This window comes from Xanthomonas sp. D-99 (assembly GCF_017746145.1).
Classification (GTDB): domain Bacteria; phylum Pseudomonadota; class Gammaproteobacteria; order Xanthomonadales; family Xanthomonadaceae; genus Xanthomonas; species Xanthomonas cissicola.
In genome coordinates this window covers 21,089-37,425 of sequence record NZ_JAGHWU010000047.1, presented here as the reverse complement: position 1 = coordinate 37,425, position 16,337 = coordinate 21,089, and the positions used below count along the sequence as shown (strand labels likewise).

Genomic DNA, 16,337 nt, shown 5'->3' with positions numbered 1-16,337 from the left:
GGCGAAATTCCGAAGTTCCAAAAGCCACTCTTCGGAACGACGCCACCTTCCGCCCTGTCAGGTCTCGTTGTTCAGACCTTCCCTTGTCCTGTATGCATCGCCCGTTGCCGGAGCCGAGCCGCCACCTTGGGCGAATTAAGCCAAGGAGCATTCATGACCCGGAAAATATAGAGAGATGACAGACGCCAGCAAGATGTTTCTTTTCAACTCAGCCCTTCCTGAATCTTTGGAGATCTCGGATTTCCTGAAGGGCATGGGGCCATCCCAAGCCAATATCAGAGGCCAGAATATCGGTAACGGCTACATCGCCTATGGTTTTTTGAAGGCGCTGTTCGGGCGCCCGGTGAAGCTTGACCACATTTCCAACGCATTCGAGGCAACGCTATCCGATCAAATTTCAGAAGAGATCAACGAACAATACTCGCATCTCGTCTGGACGATGAAGGATGATATTCGCGAGGATTTCTCGGACCTCCCTATTGATCGAATCACCCACTTTCTTGAAAAAATCAAGATCCCGATCGTGCCTGTAAGTCTTTGCGCAAACTCTTTCAATGGCTACGATCCGGGCTTGGCCGAGCGTCTGAGCCCCAATCAACGGCGACTTTTCTCCCTTCTTTCCGAAAAGTCCAAGCTGATTGGTGTACGCGGAAATTATTCCGCCGAGATTTTAAATAGCATCGGCATAAAGAACGTTAGAGTGATTGGCTGCCCGAGCTACTTTGAGAACGGACCCGCCCGGGTTTTACAGAAAAAGCCATGGGACCCGGATAAGGTCATCACTACAGCCACATTCTTCAATGCTGGACTGCCGCGAACATCCCATCTGCTGCAGGATGAACTTTATTTCATCAACTTGCTGTACCTTGAGAAAGCACTGCCGTCGACTTCCAACATCACAGCACAACCTTTCAACCTCAACGAAATACCTACATCCTTCCAACTACTGGCCAAGGCCATGGCTGGACGATTAGAATTTTTCTCGGATTACAGGCAGTGGACCGAGTTCTTCAAAAGTAACGACCATTGCCTTACGATTGGAACCCGACTTCACTCCGGAATCCTGTCGATCAATAGCGGCGTCCCCGCCATTGTGACCAATCCGGATTCCAGGGCCAGGGAAACTTGCGAATACCTCCGTATTCCTTATGAACCCACCATTCACAGCCGAAGCAACATCCGTGAAGTTTTCGAGAACCTTGACCTCTCGGAAATGAACAATGCTTACCCAGCTCTGCACAAGGAATTTCTTGATTTCCTCCACGCAGTCGGCCTTATGCCCTGCACCGCATCCTACGACATGCCGTGCTTTGAATTTCCGAATCTAAAGAAAAGCACTGGCTCCTCAGTTGCAGCTGAGCTACATGAAGCCTACACCGAACTCGTAGAGAATCTGGACCGCGAGCTTGTTGTGCGGAGAGAACACGGCGGAGAAACATCTCGACGTTTGGTAAATAAATTCCAACTGCTAAGACGGCGTTATCCTGGGCTGACACGCAAGGAGTATCTGGATTACCTCAGCCGGTTTTCGGGTGAAGCAAAGTGACACCGAATCTTGTCAGCATCGTCATGCCGACCTACAAGCCGCGCTATTTCGCGCAGGCGCTGGAGAGCGTGCTGACACAGACCTACCCGGCGTTGGAGTTGGTGATCTGCGACGACGATGCCGATGGCGCCATTGAGGCGGCGCTGGCGTCCAGGTTGGCGGGTGCGCCCTTCCCCATTCGCTACCACCGCAACACGCCGCGGCTTGGCGAGCTGGTCAGCACGATCAAGGGGATTGGCCTGGCGCAGGGCGAGTACATCAAGTTCCTGCATGACGACGATGTGCTGCAGCACGATTGCATTGCGCAGTTGGTCGAGGCGATCGAGCGCAACCCGGGCACAGCGATGGCTTCGTCGCGGCGGGTGCGCATCGATGACGACGGGCAACCGCTGCCGGACATTCTGGCCACCTGCTTCCCGTTTGCCGACGACGTGCTGATCGACGGGCCGGAGCTGGTGTCGTTTCTGGCCGACCACACCATCAATTTCATCGGTGAGCCGAGTTGCGTGCTCGCACGGCGTGCCGATCTGTTGGCGCTGGGCAATGAGCTCATGGCCTTGAACGGCAAGGCCATCCATTGGGTGGGCGATCTGGCGATCTACGTCAAGCTGCTGCGCCACGGCCACCTGGCGATGCTGGCCAGCCCGCTCACGCAGTTTCGGGTCTCCAGTGCGCAGTTCAGTCAGGGGGGGCGCGATCAGCCCGGTATCGGCGATCAGGGGCATGAAGACTTGCGCCAGGGCATCCGCCAGCTCGGCTGGCGACGCGAGACTGGCGACAATCGACAGGTGCGCGTGGCCCCGCTCAGTCCGCACAAGGCGCGCGTGTTCAAGCCGGTGGATCTGGTCAATGCGCTGATGCAAAGCGCCGGCATGGCCGAGCGCGTGTCGCCGACGACCTGGCTGGGCGTGCGCCACCCGAGCACGGTGCAACGTGCATTGATCCAGGCGCGCCTGCGGGCGCATTCCGGCGGACCGCGCATCGCGGTGCTGCTGGTCGACCGTCACGGCGATGCCGCAGCGGTCGCTGCAACGGGCGACAGCCTGGACGCGGTCGCTTGCTATCAACGGCATCGAACCTGGGTCATCAGCAGCTCGCCGCAGCAGGTTGCCGCGCACGGCGAGCGTGGCGTGCTGATCGGGGCGCACGGCCTGGCAGCAACGCTCAACCGGGTGATCGCCGCACAGGATGCGATCGATTGGGTGCTGCTGGTCGATGCCGGCACCCTGTTCACCGCCAGCGGGTTGATGATGCTGGCGCTGGAAATGCTGGCGTTACCCGACGACTGCCAGGCCGTCTACGCCGATGAAGTGATGGCGCTGGACAACGGACAGTTGGGGCTGGCGCTGCGGCCGGCGCTGTATCTGGACATGCTGTTGAGCGCACCGGCGACGCTTTCGCGGCACTGGGTGTTCCGGCACCGCACGCTGTTGGCAGATGGCGGCTTTCCCACCGGGCCCAGCGCGGCATTCGAGCTGGATTACCAGCTCGGCCTGATCGAGCGTTACGGGTTGGCCTGCATCCGTCATATGGCAGAACCCATCCTGATCGCATCGGCCACGCCGCAGCACGACGACGAGGACGAACGCCGGGCGATTGCGCGCCATCTCGCCGAACGCGGTTACGTGGACGCGGTGGTGCACAGCGCCGGTCCCGGCCGGCATGCAGTGGACTACCGCCATGCGCAGCAACCGCTGGTGAGCATCCTGGTGCTGGTCGATGGCCGGCTGCCGCAGGTGCAGCGCTGCCTGGAAAGCATTCTTGCCAAGACCAGCTATCCGCATTACGAGGTGTTGCTGCTGGATCGCGGCACCACCGAGGCGGATCTGCATGGCTGGCTGGGCGGCATCGAGAATCTGGGCATGCAGCAGATCCGCGTGCTGCGCTTTGCCGCCGAACCACCGCGTGAGGCGGTATGCAATGCCGCGGTGGAGCACGCACGTGGGGAGGTGTTGTTGTGGCTGGCAGCGGGTGCGGCGGTGATGAAGGCCGATTGGCTGGAGCAATTGCTCAACCACGCGCTGCGCCCGGAGGTCGGTGCGGTTGCGGGCAAGCTGCTGCGCGGCGACGGCACCGTGCATCACGCCGGACTGCTGCTGGGCCTGGGGGCACCTGCAGCGCGCGCGTTCGAAGGTGCGGCATTCGACGAATCGGGCTATCTGCAGCGCCTGCAACTGGACCAGAACTACAGCGCGCTGAGTGGCGAATGCCTGATGCTGCCGCGCCAGCTGTTTGTGGACGCCGGCGGCTTCGACCTGGAGCCGGCGCTGGCGCAGTGGAGCGATGTCGACCTGTGCCTGCGCTTGCAGCAGGCCGGCTATCTCAATGTCTTCGCGGCACGTGCGCAGCTGTTGATCGATCCGCCCGACACCACGCCCGCCACGGCACTCGACGAGGAAGCAATGTACGCGCGGTGGCTGCCGATGATGGCCAACGACCCGGCCTACAACCCGGGATTTTCGCTGGACCCCGGTGCCGGCTTCGCGCTGGCCGACCCGCGCGCGAGCTGGCGGCCGTTGCAGTCGTGGCGACCGCTGCCGAGCGTGATCGCGTTGCCGGCCGATATCGAAGGCTGCGGCCACTACCGGGTGATCCAGCCACTGCGCGCCTTGCGGGAGGCCGGAATCGCCGAAGGGGTATTGTTCAACGGCTACCTGGAGATCAGCGAGCTGGCGCGCCAGGATCCGGACGTGGTGATCCTGCAACGCCAGGTCGGCGAAGCGCGGCTGGACGCCATGCGTCGGATGAAGGCGTTGTCGCGCGCGTTCAAGGTGTACGAGCTGGACGATTACCTGCCCAACTTGCCGCTGAAGAACGCGCACCGCGAGCACATGCCCAAGGACATCCTGAAGACGGTGCGGCGCGGGCTCGGCATGGTGGACCGGTTTGTGGTTTCCACCCCTGCCCTGGCCGAGGCGTTCGCCGGGTTGCACAGCGATATCCGGGTGGCCGAAAACCGCCTGCCGCCGCATTGGTGGGAACATCTGCCGGCGCGAGGCGAGCGCCAGGGTGGCAAGCCGCGGGTGGGTTGGGCCGGCGGCGCCAGCCATACCGGCGATCTGGAACTGATCGCCGATGTAGTGCGGGAATTGGCCGACGAAGTGGAGTGGGTGTTCATGGGGATGTACCCATTCGCGCTGCGCCAGCACATCCATCACTTCCAGCCCGGCGTGCCGATCGACCGCTACCCGGCCGCGCTGGCAGCATTGGACCTGGATCTGGCGCTGGCACCGGTGGAGCAAAACCTGTTCAACGAGTGCAAGAGCAATCTGCGCCTGCTCGAATACGGGGCCTGCGGGTATCCGGTGATCGCCAGCGACGTGCGCTGCTACCAGGGCAGCCTGCCGGTGACGCTGGTGAAGAACCGCTACCGCGACTGGATCGGCGCCATTCGCGAACATCTGGCCGACCCGGACGCGTCAGCGGCGAAAGGCGCAGCGTTGCGCGAGGCGGTGCACCGCGACTGGATGTTGAGCGGCAGCCATCTGGATACCTGGCGCGCCGCCTGGTTGCCGGGCTAGCGCGGTTACGCTGGTTGTGACGGTGTTGCCCTCATCCGGCGCTGCGCGCCACCTTCTCCCGCTAGCGGGAGAAGGAACGCCTGGCTGCGCTTGATTCTCAGGGTGTACTGCAACTGACTATCCATCGGCTCCCTTCCCCCGCCTGCGGGGGAAGGTGCCCGAACGGCGGATGGGGGACGTGCGTCCGCACTCTGGCGCCGCATGAAGCATGCCCGGCTGCGCTTGATCTGTCGGTTGCACTGCAACTGCCCATCCATCGGCTCCCTTCCCCCGCTTGCGGGGGAAGGTGCCCGAAGGGCGAGTGGGGGGCGTGCGTCCGCACTCTGGCGCCGCATGAAGCATGCCCGGCTGCGCTTGATCTGTCGGTTGCACTGCAACTGCCCATCCATCGGCTCCCTTCCCCCGCTTGCGGGGGAAGGTGCCCGAAGGGCGGATGGGGGCCATCACGCTGCGCCCGACCACGACAGGCGCGACAGAGACGTACCCGCGCCGAAATCCCGGCGCCTTTTCGGCACGCCGCTTGCATTGGTGTCACTGCCTCCCTGGCTGACCGCACCCATGAGCGACTCCGTTACCTCCATCCTCTCGCAGATCCGCAGCTACCAGACGCAGATGGGCCAAGGCTCGATGGGCGCGGTAGGCGATGCGGCGCGTGGCAACCAGATCCAGGGACTGGCCGGCACGCAGGGGACACCGGCGACGCAGGCGCCGAGCTTCAGCGAGACCTTGCGCGGCGCCATCGGCGGCGTCAACGAGGCCCAGCAGAAGGCCGGCGCGCTGTCCAAAGCATTCGAAATGGGCGACCCCAATGCCGATCTGGCACGGGTCATGGTCGCCTCCCAGCAGTCCCAGGTGGCCTTCCGCGCCACCGTGGAAGTCCGCAACCGTCTCGTCCAGGCTTATCAGGACGTCATGAACATGCCGCTGTAAAGGTTGACGACACATGGCACTCGCGATCAGTAAAGAAAACATGAACCAGAACGCCGAAAAGGCGGGGCAATGGTTCGACCGTGTCCGCAGCCTGCAGATCACCCGCAAGCTGACCATGATGGCGATGATCGCCCTGGCGGTCGCGGCCGGTCTGGCGGTGTTCTTCTGGTCGCAGAAGCCTGGCTACCAATCGCTGCACACCGGCCTGGACGAAAAGGGCAATGCCGAAGCGGCCGACCTGCTGCGCACCGCGCAGATTCCCTACAAGATCGACCAGGGCACCGGCGCCATTTCGGTGCCGCAGGACCGTCTGTACGACGCCCGCCTCAAGCTGGCCGGCTCCGGCCTCACCGGCAAGGAAACCGGCGGCGGCTTCGAACTGATGGAAAAGGACCCGGGCTTCGGCGTCAGCCAGTTCGTGGAAAACGCCCGCTACCAGCACGCGCTGGAAACCGAACTCTCGCGCACCATCGGCACCCTGCGCCCGGTGCGCGAGGCCCGTGTGCACCTGGCCATTCCCAAGCCCAGCGCCTTCACCCGCCAGCGCGATGTGGCCAGCGCCTCGGTGGTGCTGGAACTGCGCGGCGGCCAGGGCCTGGAGCGCAACCAGGTCGATGCCATCGTCAATCTGGTGGCCTCCAGCATTCCGGACATGACCCCCGAACGCGTCACCGTGGTCGACCAGAGCGGCCGCATGCTCTCCATCGCCGACCCCAACAGCGATGCGGCCCAGCACGCTGCCCAGTTCGAACAGGTGCGCCGCCAGGAAAGCTCCTACAACCAGCGCATCCGCGAACTGCTGGAGCCGATGACCGGCCCGGGCCGGGTCAATCCGGAAACCAGCGTGGACATGGATTTCTCGGTGGTCGAAGAGGCCCGCGAGCTCTACAACGGCGAGCCGGCCAAGCTGCGCAGCGAGCAGGTCAGCGACACCAGCACCAGCGCTACCGGCCCGCAGGGCCCTCCGGGCGCCACCAGCAATAGCCCCGGCCAGCCGCCGGCACCGGCAGTCGCCGGCGCGCCAGGCACTCCGGCGGCCGCCAACGGCCAGGCCGCCGCCCCGGCCACGCCGACCGAAAGTTCCAAGAGCGCCACCCGTAACTACGAATTGGACCGAACCTTGCAACACACCCGCCAGCCGGCCGGTCGCATCAAGCGCGTCTCGGTGGCGGTGCTGCTGGACAACGTCCCGCGCCCCGGCGCCAAAGGCAAGATGGTCGAACAGCCGCTCACCGCTGCCGAGCTCACCCGTATCGAAGGCCTGGTCAAGCAGGCAGTGGGTTTCGACGCGGCACGCGGCGACACGGTGTCGGTGATGAATGCCCCGTTCGTGCGCGAAGCGGTGGCTGGTGAAGAAGGTCCGAAGTGGTGGGAAGATCCGCGCGTGCAGAACGGTCTGCGCCTGCTGGTCGGTGCGGTGGTGGTGCTGGCGCTGCTGTTCGGTGTGGTGCGCCCCACCCTGCGTCAGCTCACCGGCGTGACCGCGGTCAAGGACAAGCAAGGCAAGGCTGGCAAGGATGGCACTCCACAGAGCGCCGACGTGCGGATGGTCGACGAAGACGACGACCTGATGCCACGCCTGGAAGAAGACACCGCGCAGATCGGTCAGGACAAAAAGACCCCGATCGCTCTGCCAGACGCCTACGAAGAGCGCATGCGCCTGGCGCGCGAGGCCGTCAAAGCCGATTCAAAACGTGTCGCACAAGTCGTGAAGGGATGGGTCGCCAGTGAAGCCTGATACACAACCGATGACCGGAGTCCAGCGCGCCGCGGTGCTGTTGCTGTCGCTGGGTGAGAGCGACGCGGCCGAAGTGCTCAAGCACATGGATCCCAAGGAGGTGCAGAAGATCGGCATCGCCATGGCCACCATGACCGGCATCTCGCGCGACCAGGTCGAAAAGGTGATGGACGAGTTCAACGGCGAACTGGCGGGCAAGACCTCGCTGGGCGTGGGCGCCGACGACTACATCCGCAACGTGCTGATCCAGGCGCTGGGCGCCGACAAGGCCGGTGGCCTGATCGACCGCATCCTGCTGGGCCGCAACACCACCGGCCTGGATACCTTGAAGTGGATGGACCCGCGTGCGGTTGCCGACCTGGTGCGCAACGAACACCCGCAGATCATTGCCATCGTCATGGCGCATCTGGACAGCGACCAGGCCGCCGAGGCGCTGAAGCTGCTGCCCGAGCGCACCCGCGCCGACGTGCTGCTGCGCATCGCCACCCTGGACGGCATTCCGCCGAACGCGCTGAGCGAGCTCAACGACATCATGGAGCGTCAATTCGCCGGCAACCAGAACCTGAAATCGTCCAACGTGGGCGGCATCAAGGTGGCGGCCAACATCCTCAACTTCCTGGACACCGGCGCCGACCAGGGCGTGCTGGGCGAGATCGGCAAGATCGACGCCGACCTGGCCGGCAAGATCCAGGACCTGATGTTCGTGTTCGACAACCTGGTGGACCTGGACGACCGTGGCCTGCAGACGCTGCTGCGCGAGGTTTCCGGCGAGCGCCTGGGCCTGGCCTTGCGCGGCGCCGACGTCAAGGTGCGCGAGAAGATCACCCGCAACATGTCCCAGCGCGCGGCCGAAATCCTGCTCGAGGACATGGAAGCGCGCGGCCCGGTGCGCCTTGCCGACGTGGAAGCGGCGCAGAAGGAAATCCTCACCATCGTCCGCCGCCTGGCTGACGAGGGCGCCATCAGCCTGGGCGGCGCCGGTGCGGAGGCCATGGTATGAATGAGGTGGTCACCCGCTGGCTGGCCCCGGACCTGCAGCTTGCCCCGGCCCTGCCCGAACCGGACTACGAAGAACCTGCCATGCTCGAGCCGGTGCTGCGCCCGCCGACCCTGGAAGAGATCCAGGCCATCGAAGATGCCGCCCAGCACGAGGGTTTCGCGCGCGGGCATGCCGAAGGCTTCGCCCAGGGCCAGTCGGAAGTGCGCCGGCTCACCGCGCAGATCGACGGCATCCTGGACAACTTCACCCGCCCGCTGGCGCGGCTGGAAAACGAAGTGGTCGGCGCGCTCGGCGAATTGGCCGTACGCATCGCCGGCCAGCTGGTCGGCCGTGCCTATCAGGCCGACCCGCAGCTGCTGGCCGACCTGGTCGGCGAGGCGGTCGATGCGGTTGGCGGCGCCGGCCGCGAAGTCGAAGTCCGCCTTCACCCGGACGACATCACCGCGCTGCTGCCGCATCTGGCGCCCAGCAGCACCACCCGGGTGGCCCCGGACATGAGCCTGAGCCGCGGCGATCTGCGTGTGCATGCCGAAAGCGTGCGCATCGACGGCACCCTGGACGCGCGCCTGCGGGCTGCGCTGGAGACGGTCATGCGCAAATCCGGAGCGGGTCTGTGAGCGCCCTGTTCGGCGCCACCCCGGCCGATTGGCTGGATGCACGCAATCTGCGCCTGGCCACGCGGCTGGGCACCCTCGGCCTGGAGCCCACCGCCGGCCGCACCCTGATCCGCGAAGGCATCCTGCGCCGCGCGGTCGGCCTGACCCTGGAAGCGACCGGCTGCGAAGCGCCGATGGGCGCCACCTGCAAGGTCGAGGTCGATGGCGGCTGGGTCGATGCCGAAGTGGTCGGCTTCGCCGGCGATCGGACCTACCTGATGCCCAGCGCCGAACTGCATGGCCTGCTGCCGAATGCGCGGGTGGTGCCCTCGCGGCGCCGCGGCGGCGTGGAAGTGGGCGAAGGCCTGCTCGGCCGCGTCATCGACAGCGATGGCACCCCGCTGGACGGCAAGGGCCCGATCCGCGCCGAAGGCAGCATCGGCATGGCTGGCGTGTCGATCAACCCGCTGGCGCGCGAGCCCATCACCACCTCGCTGGACGTCGGCGTGCGCGCCATCAACGCCATGCTGCCGATCGGCCGCGGCCAGCGCGTGGGCCTGTTCGCCGGCTCCGGTGTCGGTAAATCGACGCTGCTGGGCATGATGACCCGCTTCACCTCGGCCGACGTCATCGTGGTCGGGCTGATCGGCGAACGTGGCCGCGAAGTACGCGATTTCGTCGAAACCACCCTGGGCGAAGAAGGCCTGCGCCGCGCCGTGGTCGTGGCCGCGCCGGCCGACCGCCCGCCATTGGCACGCCTGCATGGCGCCTACCGCGCTACCGCCATCGCCGAATGGTTCCGCGACCAGGGCCTGAACGTGCTGCTGCTGATGGATTCGCTGACCCGCTTCGCCCAGGCGCAGCGCGAGATCGGCCTGTCGGTCGGCGAGCCGCCGACCACCCGCGGCTACCCGCCGTCGGTGTTCGCCAAATTGCCGGCGCTGGTGGAGCGTGCCGGCAACGGCGCCAAGGGCCGCGGTTCGATCACCGCCTTCTACACCGTGCTGACCGAAGGCGATGACCCGCAGGACCCGATCGCCGACGCCGCCCGCGCCATTCTCGACGGCCATATCCTGCTCTCGCGTCGGGTTGCCGACAGCGGCCTGTATCCGGCCATCGACCTGGAATCCTCGGTCAGCCGCGTGGTGCAGGACATCGCCGACGACACCTGGCGCCTGCGTATCCGCAAGCTCAAGCGGCTGCTCTCGGCCTACACCGCCAACCGCGACCTGATCGCCATCGGCGCCTACCAGCGCGGCAGCGACCCGGCCACCGACGAAGCATTGGCGCGTTGGCCGGAAATCGTCGAATTCCTCGGCCAGGACGTGCACAAGGCCTCGCTGCTGAGCGACAGCCTGTCCGCCCTGCAACAACTGGTCGAACCCGAGAACTAATCCATGATGCAGTCCAAACGGATCGACCCACTGCTGCGCCGCGCGCAGGAACAGGAAGACAAGGTCGCCCGCGACCTGGCCGAGCGCCAGCGCGTCCTGGAGACCCACCAGTCGCGCCTGGAAGAATTGCGCCGCTACGCCGAGGAATACGCCAACAGCCAGATGGCCGGCACCAGCGCGGTGGCGCTGAGCAACCGCCGCGCCTTCCTGGACCGCCTGGACAGCGCCGTGCTGCAGCAGGCGCAGACCGTGCAAAGCAATATCGCCAAGGTCGAAGCCGAGCGCACCCGCCTGCTGCTGGCCAGCCGCGAGAAGCAGGTGCTGGAGCAATTGGCCGCCAGCTACCGTGCCCAGGAAAACAAAGTGATCGAACGCCGCGACCAGCGGGAGATGGACGACCTCGGCGCCCGTCGTTCGCGCCTGGCCCGCAGCCAAGACACCCACGGAGAATCCGCATGAATCCCTTGTCCGCCTTCGCCGCCGGCCTTGGTGCGCTTGCCGGCACCGGCAAGAAATCCAGCTACAGCGACCCGTCGTCCGAACCGGACGCAGGCCAGGACCAGTTTGCGCGCATGCTCAATCCGGCCAACACGCCGAACCAGGCCCCCCCGCAGGCACCCGAGCGCGTGCCTGCCAAGCAGTCCGCACCCAAGCCCAATCAGTCCGACAGGAACCGCAGCGACGAGGACACCCGCGACGATGCGGCCGGCGATGCCAAGCAGGCCAAGCCAAGTACCGCCAAGGACGCGGCAACTACCGATAAGAGCACGGCGGGCACTGCCACCAAGACGGGCAAGCCCGCCAAGGCTGCCGCTACCAGCGAAGACGCGCCCGCAGAGACAGCCGCCGCGACCGATGCCGGCTGGCCGCCGGCCGGGCTGGGTGGCTTCGGCATGGGCCTGCTGGCGCAGGCGCTGCCGGGTGGCGATGTGCTGGCGGCCGCAGCGGCGGCACTGACGGCCAGCATGGCCGGTGCCAACGGCGCTACCGCGACCGCCACCGCAGTGCCCACCGATGCAACCGCAGCCGCCGCCACTGCAAACGCTGGCACCACCCTGCCCGCGCTGGGAGCGCTGATGCCGGCCGCCGTTGCGGGCGCCAAGCCGACTTCGACCACCGCCGTGAGCGGCGACGCGCAGACCGCCGCATTGATGAGCATGGCCGCCAAGGCGCTGGAACCGGCCGCCGACGACAGCGCCGCCCCGGCAGCGCCGGACGCCCCGGCATTCGTACTGCCGACCGCCACCGCACCAGGGCCGACCCGTCTGCAGGATGCGGCGCCGATCTTCAGCGCCTCGCCAACGCCCACCCCGGACCTGGGCAGCGACAATTTCGACGACGCCATCGGCGCGCGTATGAGCTGGCTGGCGGACCAGAAGATCGGCCATGCCCACATCAAGGTGACCCCGAACGAGATGGGTCCGGTCGAGGTGCGCCTGCATCTGGAGGGCGACAAGGTCAATGCCAGCTTCACCGCCGCCAATGCCGACACCCGCCAGGCGCTGGAACAGAGCCTGCCGCGGCTGCGCGAAATGCTCGGCCAGAACGGCTTCCAGCTTGGCCAGGCCGATGTCGGTCAGCAACAGCAGCATTCGGCGGGCAATCGCAATGGCGGCAACGACAGCGGCAACGGCCTGACCCTGGACGACGCCCCGCCCGTCGGAATTCCGTCGGTGGTGTTACGCCAGCGTGGATTGCTGGACGCCTACGCCTGATGCGGCGTGCCGGGCACGCCCCGGCGCCGCTGATCCGCGCGCCCGGCCGGTAGCCGATGACGCCCTTCCACCCCCGCAGCGCAAGGGCTGCGGGGGCTTTTTGCTTTCCACATGGCCTGCGCCAGGAAACCGACGCGGTTTTGGCATGCAAGTTGCATCGACAGGGTGAGCATTCCCCTGGAGCAGACTGTGGCAGCGGCTGAAAAACCCAAGAAGACCGACGATAAAGACGACAAGGGCGAGAAGAAGAAGGGCGGCAAGAAGCCCATCCTGCTCATCGCCATCGGTGTGGTGGTATTGGCAGCCGCTGGCGGCGGCGCCTGGTTCTTCCTGGGCCACAAGGGCGAGGAAAAGGGCGGCAAGCACGACGCCCCCAAGGTGGCCGAAGTGCCCAAGCCGGCGCAGTACTTCCCGATGGACCCGGCCATCGTGGTCAACCTGGCCGACCCCGGCGATGGCCCGCAGTACCTGCAGGTCGAAGTGCAGCTGGTCACCCGCGACCCCGAAGAGCTCAAGCTCATCACCGAGAACGCGCCGGCCATCCGCGCCCACCTGCTGATGCTGCTGTCGCAGGTCAAGGCCACCGACGTGGCCGACCTGGCCGGCAAGCAGAAGCTGCAGAAGTCCGCCCTGGCCGAAGCGCAGAAGGTCATGACCAGCGAGACCGGCAAGAAGTGCGTCGAAGAATTGCTGTTCACCAGTTTCGTGACCCAGTAAGGCCTGCCCGATGAGCGTCAGTGATCTGCTTTCCCAGGACGAAATCGATGCCCTGCTGCATGGCGTGGATTCGGGCGCGGTCAACACCGAACCGGAGCCGCTGCCTGGCGAGGCGCGCCAATACGATCTGTCCAGCCAGGACCGCATCATCCGTGGGCGCATGCCGACGCTGGAGATGGTCAACGAGCGCTTCGCGCGGTTGTGGCGGATCGGCCTGTTCAACCTGATCCGGCGCTCGGCCGACCTGTCGGTGCGCGGCATCGACCTGGTCAAGTTCAACGAGTACATGCACTCGCTGTATGTGCCGACCAACCTCAACCTGATTCGGTTCAAGCCGCTGCGTGGCACCGGCCTGATCGTGTTCGAACCCACCCTGGTGTTCACCGTGGTGGACAACTTCTTCGGTGGCGACGGTCGCTTCCACACCCGCATCGAAGGCCGCGAATTCACAGCCACCGAGATGCGCGTGATCCAGCTGATGCTCAAGCAGACCTTCGCCGACCTGAAGGAAGCATGGGCGCCGGTGATGGACGTGGACTTCGAGTACATCAATTCGGAGATCAACCCGCACTTCGCCAACATCGTCACCCCGCGCGAGTACGTGGTGGTGTGCCGGTTCCATGTGGAGCTGGAAGGCGGCGGCGGCGAGATCCACATCACCCTGCCGTATTCGATGCTGGAGCCGATCCGCGAACTGCTCGATGCCGGCATCCAGAGCGACCGCAACGACCGCGACGACTCCTGGAACGTGATGCTGCGCGAGCAGCTGGACACCGCCGAGGTGACCCTGTCCAGCGTGCTGGCCAGCAAGCGCATGAGCCTGCGCCAGCTCACCGGCTTGAAGGTCGGCGACATCCTGCCGATCGACCTGCCCGCCCAGGTGCCGCTGTGCGTGGAAGACATCCCCTTATTCACCGGCGAATTCGGCGTTTCCAATGGCAACAACGCCGTCAAGATCACCGCCGTACGCCCGCCCGGCGTGCAAGCCCCACGCGCCGTTCCCTCCCAGGACTCCAGCAAATGATCAACTCCGACATCCTCGACGCCTCGCCTGCCACCTTCGACAGCCTGCAGGCCGAGCAGGACCAGAACGCGGCCGACCTCAACCTGGACGTAATCCTGGACGTACCGGTGACCCTGTCGCTGGAAGTGGGCCGCGCACGCATTCCGATCCGCAACCTGCTGCAGCTCAACCAGGGCTCGGTGGTGGAACTGGAACGCGGCGCCGGCGAACCGCTGGACGTCTACGTCAACGGTACCCTGATCGCGCACGGCGAAGTGGTCGTCATCAACGACCGTTTCGGCATCCGCCTGACCGACGTGGTCAGCCCCAGCGAACGGATCCGGAGGCTGCGGTGATCGGCCTGCTGGCCGCTGCCGCGCCGGTCGCGGCCAAGGCGACCCAGGTCGGCGCGCAGGCGCCGTCCTCGCCCAGCCTGTTTGGCGCAGTCTTTGCATTGCTGTTGGTGCTTGCGCTGATCGTCGGCCTGGGTTGGTTGCTCAAGCGCATGCCCGGCAGCGGATTCCGCAGCACCGAGGGCCTGCGAGTGGTGACCAGCCTGGCAGTCGGTGCCAAGGAACGTGTGGTGGTGGTGGAGGTGAACGGCCAGCAGTTGTTGCTCGGTGTGACCGCCGGCGGCATCAGCACCCTGCACACCTTGCCCGAACCGCTGCCGAACGCGCCCGCCCCCACCCTGCCCGCTTTCAAGCAACTTCCCAATTTCGCCCAGCTGCTCGCCCAGAAGCTGCGCAAGGACCCGTGACATGTTGAGCCGTTGGAATCGTTGGGGGCGCAGTGTGCGCCTGGTGCTGATCCTGCTGGTGATGAGTTGCCCGCCGCTGGCCGCGGCCAGCCCGGCCGCGCTGCCGGCAATGGCGCAGGCCGCGGCACCGGCAGCGCCCCCTGCCGCGGTGCCGGCCGGTTCCAACCAGTTGCCGTCGCTGCCGAACGTGAGCGTGGGCCGCATCGGCGACCAGCCGGTGAGCCTGCCGCTGCAGACCTTGCTGCTGATGACGGCGATCACCCTGCTGCCGTCGATGCTGCTGGTGCTGACCGCCTTCACCCGCATCACCATCGTGCTGGGCCTGCTGCGCCAGGCGCTGGGTACCGGCCAGACCCCGTCCAACCAGGTGCTGCTGGGCCTGGCGATGTTCCTGACTGCGCTGGTGATGATGCCGGTGTGGCAGAAGATGTGGGGCGCCGGACTGCAGCCGTACCTCAATAACCAGATCGATTTTTCCACTGCCTGGACGCTCACCACGCAGCCGCTGCGCGCTTTCATGCTGGCGCAGATCCGCGAGACCGACCTGATGACCTTCGCCGGCATGGCCGGCGACGGCAAGTACGCCGGCCCGGACGCGGTACCGTTCCCGGTGCTGGTGGCCTCGTTCGTGACCAGCGAGCTGAAGACCGCCTTCGAAATCGGTTTCCTGATCTTCATCCCGTTCGTGATCATCGACCTGGTGGTGGCCAGCGTGCTGATGTCGATGGGCATGATGATGCTCTCGCCGATGCTGATCTCCGCGCCGTTCAAGATTCTGTTGTTCATCCTGGTGGATGGGTGGGTGCTGGTGGTGGGGACGCTGGCTGCGAGCTTTAACGCGTCGTAGGGGTGGGCGTGCGTGGCGCGCGGTAGCACCTGCCAGCCAGTGGAGTGTGTTTTGTAGAAGCCGCCGCACAGCACAGCTGTAGTGCCCAGGCGCTTGCGGCCTCGTGCTTAGTTCTTAAGTGCTTAGTGCTTAGTGCTTAGTTCTTGCTTTTGCTTCTTGCTTCTCAGGGGCCCCATACCGCAGCGGCAGGCCATTCGGGCCAAACCCCGCAGGGGCGGCGCGCATGGATGCGCGACGTTTTTCAAAGGGACATGGACGTCCCTTTGAAAAATTCCCGGATGGCATGCGGACCTGGAGCGCCCAGCGCGGAAGGCGCGAGGACGGGGTGTGCTTTCTTTTGGTTACTTTTCTTTGCACAAGCAAAGAAAAGTAACTCGCGCCCATAGGGCGTGAAAGCATTTGATCTGTATCTGGATCAGATGGACGAGCAAGAGCTACAAGCGAGTGCAAGGCTTTCGTCCCCCTTCGGGGGGGAGTCACTTTCTTTGCTTGTGCAAAGAAAGTAACCAAAGAAACACACCCCGTCCTCGCGCCCCTCCGCGCCAAGGCGCTCCGGGTACGCAGTCCACG

At 65.4% G+C, this 16,337-nt stretch carries 14 protein-coding genes; all 14 read left to right on the top strand.

Going from position 1 to position 16,337, the window contains the following annotated elements; genetic code table 11:
- The first annotated feature begins 175 nt into the window (after positions 1 to 175).
- The gene (locus J7360_RS16195) at positions 176 to 1,546 is read left to right on the top strand and encodes a polysaccharide pyruvyl transferase family protein (RefSeq protein ID WP_057661804.1); all 1,371 of its coding nucleotides are present in this window, start codon (positions 176 to 178) and stop codon (positions 1,544 to 1,546) included.
- Positions 1,547 to 1,569: 23 nt separating this feature from the next.
- Complete coding sequence (locus J7360_RS16190; protein ID WP_057661806.1) at positions 1,570 to 5,067, top strand: glycosyltransferase; 3,498 nt, start codon at positions 1,570 to 1,572, stop codon at positions 5,065 to 5,067.
- A gap of 558 nt (positions 5,068 to 5,625) precedes the next feature.
- Positions 5,626 to 5,997, top strand: a complete 372-nt coding sequence (fliE, locus tag J7360_RS16185; RefSeq protein WP_005918157.1) for a flagellar hook-basal body complex protein FliE — start codon at positions 5,626 to 5,628, stop codon at positions 5,995 to 5,997.
- Between the two features lie 13 nt (positions 5,998 to 6,010).
- Entirely contained in the window at positions 6,011 to 7,735 is a 1,725-nt protein-coding gene (fliF, locus tag J7360_RS16180; protein ID WP_057661808.1) for a flagellar basal-body MS-ring/collar protein FliF, read from the top strand.
- Between the two features lie 10 nt (positions 7,736 to 7,745).
- The gene (fliG, locus tag J7360_RS16175) at positions 7,746 to 8,735 is read left to right on the top strand and encodes a flagellar motor switch protein FliG (RefSeq protein ID WP_005918162.1); all 990 of its coding nucleotides are present in this window, start codon (positions 7,746 to 7,748) and stop codon (positions 8,733 to 8,735) included.
- Positions 8,732 to 9,352, top strand: coding sequence for a FliH/SctL family protein (locus J7360_RS16170; protein ID WP_005918165.1), 621 nt, complete (start codon positions 8,732 to 8,734; stop codon positions 9,350 to 9,352). The genes fliG and J7360_RS16170 overlap by 4 nt, the downstream gene beginning before the upstream one ends.
- Entirely contained in the window at positions 9,349 to 10,725 is a 1,377-nt protein-coding gene (locus J7360_RS16165) for a FliI/YscN family ATPase (RefSeq protein ID WP_057661810.1), read from the top strand. The genes J7360_RS16170 and J7360_RS16165 overlap by 4 nt, the downstream gene beginning before the upstream one ends.
- A 3-nt stretch (positions 10,726 to 10,728) precedes the next feature.
- Positions 10,729 to 11,184 (top strand): flagellar export protein FliJ, encoded by a 456-nt coding sequence (fliJ, locus tag J7360_RS16160; protein ID WP_005918178.1) that lies wholly within the window; start codon positions 10,729 to 10,731, stop codon positions 11,182 to 11,184.
- Positions 11,181 to 12,440 carry a flagellar hook-length control protein FliK gene (locus J7360_RS16155; RefSeq protein ID WP_209034233.1) on the top strand — a complete coding sequence of 420 codons (1,260 nt, stop codon included), beginning with the start codon at positions 11,181 to 11,183 and terminating at the stop codon, positions 12,438 to 12,440. Before fliJ ends, J7360_RS16155 begins: the two co-directional genes overlap by 4 nt.
- Before the next feature lie 165 nt (positions 12,441 to 12,605).
- Positions 12,606 to 13,157, top strand: coding sequence for a flagellar basal body-associated FliL family protein (locus tag J7360_RS16150; protein WP_022559112.1), 552 nt, complete (start codon positions 12,606 to 12,608; stop codon positions 13,155 to 13,157).
- Between the two features lie 10 nt (positions 13,158 to 13,167).
- Entirely contained in the window at positions 13,168 to 14,181 is a 1,014-nt protein-coding gene (fliM, locus tag J7360_RS16145; RefSeq protein WP_005917976.1) for a flagellar motor switch protein FliM, read from the top strand.
- Positions 14,178 to 14,516, top strand: coding sequence for a flagellar motor switch protein FliN (gene fliN / locus J7360_RS16140; protein ID WP_007969679.1), 339 nt, complete (start codon positions 14,178 to 14,180; stop codon positions 14,514 to 14,516). The genes fliM and fliN overlap by 4 nt, the downstream gene beginning before the upstream one ends.
- Positions 14,513 to 14,920, top strand: a complete 408-nt coding sequence (gene fliO / locus J7360_RS16135; RefSeq protein WP_209034231.1) for a flagellar biosynthetic protein FliO — start codon at positions 14,513 to 14,515, stop codon at positions 14,918 to 14,920. Before fliN ends, fliO begins: the two co-directional genes overlap by 4 nt.
- 1 nt (position 14,921) lies before the next feature.
- Entirely contained in the window at positions 14,922 to 15,767 is an 846-nt protein-coding gene (gene fliP / locus J7360_RS16130; RefSeq protein ID WP_007969680.1) for a flagellar type III secretion system pore protein FliP, read from the top strand.
- Positions 15,768 to 16,337 lie beyond the last annotated feature (570 nt).

Bases quoted from the DNA above. Each gene is read 5' to 3' on its own strand.
- fliF (WP_057661808.1), top strand. From the start codon at position 6,011: ATGGCACTCGCGATCAGTAAAGAAAACATGAACCAGAACGCCGAAAAG.
- J7360_RS16170 (WP_005918165.1), top strand. From the start codon at position 8,732: ATGAATGAGGTGGTCACCCGCTGGCTGGCCCCGGACCTGCAGCTTGCC.
- J7360_RS16155 (WP_209034233.1), top strand. From the start codon at position 11,181: ATGAATCCCTTGTCCGCCTTCGCCGCCGGCCTTGGTGCGCTTGCCGGC.
- fliM (WP_005917976.1), top strand. From the start codon at position 13,168: ATGAGCGTCAGTGATCTGCTTTCCCAGGACGAAATCGATGCCCTGCTG.
- fliJ (WP_005918178.1), top strand. From the start codon at position 10,729: ATGATGCAGTCCAAACGGATCGACCCACTGCTGCGCCGCGCGCAGGAA.
- fliE (WP_005918157.1), top strand. From the start codon at position 5,626: ATGAGCGACTCCGTTACCTCCATCCTCTCGCAGATCCGCAGCTACCAG.
- fliP (WP_007969680.1), top strand. From the start codon at position 14,922: ATGTTGAGCCGTTGGAATCGTTGGGGGCGCAGTGTGCGCCTGGTGCTG.
- fliG (WP_005918162.1), top strand. From the start codon at position 7,746: ATGACCGGAGTCCAGCGCGCCGCGGTGCTGTTGCTGTCGCTGGGTGAG.
- J7360_RS16190 (WP_057661806.1), top strand. From the start codon at position 1,570: ATGCCGACCTACAAGCCGCGCTATTTCGCGCAGGCGCTGGAGAGCGTG.
- J7360_RS16195 (WP_057661804.1), top strand. From the start codon at position 176: ATGACAGACGCCAGCAAGATGTTTCTTTTCAACTCAGCCCTTCCTGAA.
- fliN (WP_007969679.1), top strand. From the start codon at position 14,178: ATGATCAACTCCGACATCCTCGACGCCTCGCCTGCCACCTTCGACAGC.